Annotated in this window: 1 protein-coding gene and 1 pseudogene; both read right to left on the bottom strand. The window is 50.0% G+C overall.

From position 1 onward, the window contains the following. A partial coding sequence (locus BG74_RS17230) for a gluconate:H+ symporter (protein WP_244267363.1) occupies window positions 1–667 on the bottom strand: 667 nt, incomplete at its 3' end. Between the two features lie 375 nt (window positions 668–1,042). Then, window positions 1,043–1,240 (bottom strand): annotated as a pseudogene (locus BG74_RS17235) (LacI family DNA-binding transcriptional regulator); the annotation flags it as partial. Between the last annotated feature and the right edge of the window lie 240 nt (window positions 1,241–1,480).

Here is a 1,480-nt window from a genome sequence, read left to right on the forward strand (position 1 = left end):
CAAAGCCCGGCATTTCTTGCTCGGTAAATTTTTTTGGATTATACAAACCTTCCGGCACCGGCTTGTCGATATGGCGCAGAAATTGCGAATACACTGGACCGGCCAGGATGACCGTCGGGATGGAGAGGATAGCTCCGTACAACAGGGTGTTACCCATATCGGCATGAAAAATGGCGGCGATAGCAGTAGGGCCTGGGTGCGGCGGCAGGAAGCCATGCGTCACCGACAGCGCGGCGACCATTGGCACGCCTACATAAAGCAGTGAGACACGCGCATTGGCGGCGATACTGAACACCAGTGGCAACATCAGCACAAAACCAATCTCGTAAAACAGCGCGAAGCCGACAGTGAAGCCTGTTAATACCACTGCCCACTGAATATAACGTTGACCAAATTTGTCGATGAGCGTGGTGGAGATACGTTGAGCCCCGCCGCAATCTGCCAACAGTTTACCCAGCATGGCGCCGAAGCCCATGATCAGTGCTAGGCTGCCGAGCGTACTGCCTACGCCGTTTTTAATTGACCCGATAACTTTATCGACCGACATGCCCTGCAGGACCCCTACCACCAGCGCAACCAGAATTAAGGCAATAAATCCGTTTAATTTGAAACGGATCATTAGGAGCAACAGCAGTGCTATACCAATGGCAAAAATAAAAAGTGGCATGATAGTTTCCCCAATGGATGTCTGTTCTAACCGGCATTTCGCGTGTCAGTCAATCAGGAATAGTATTCATATGATATGATATTATCGATATCATGATACCGGTAACATCGTCCACTAAGGAATGTATGGAGGAACTATATTAGCGTTTTGAGACCGGGATCATATTCTTACCCGGGGCGCAGGGTCAGAGACTTTCGCCGCCCGATTAGGATTAGGTATGGAGAGGAGCACCGCTATTGCCGTTAACGTTCGTGAGCGGCGACGTCATTCCGCACTTCGGGGTTGCCAGATACTTTCACCCGCAAGTAACGTGAAACCAACATCTATTTGCCCATCGTCTCTTGGTTCTCACCCCACAAGCGGGCTAGCAGGCAAAGGCAGTAGAACATCGATAGCGCGGCTGGTGGCGCGTTGAAGGGAATATCCGGCACTCGATTAAGAATATACCCCATCCTGTCAAGCGCTAAGGAAATTTTTGCCTGCAGCGCCGCCTGGGAGATTCCGATCCGAATCGCGCATATAGCGGCTTACCGTTATTTTGGTGACCCTAACCTGATCGGCAACATTCTGCAGTACCGGACTTTTTTCTTCATTATCAACTTGGTCAGGTGACGATTAAACCAAGTTTAATAAAAAGCATTGCCGAGTATTTTTATCCCGGTTAAATAGGCAGAAAATCAAACAGTAGTACCTCGCTATTGTCGTGTGCCGCCAGCGTGATACGGCCTTTCATCCCACAATGCTAGAACATTACCAGCCGCCAACATCTGCTCATTGCTCATTCACCGTCAACGCGCCGGCGATCACCTGTAA

The organism is Sodalis-like endosymbiont of Proechinophthirus fluctus, from assembly GCF_001602625.1.
Taxonomy (GTDB): domain Bacteria; phylum Pseudomonadota; class Gammaproteobacteria; order Enterobacterales; family Enterobacteriaceae.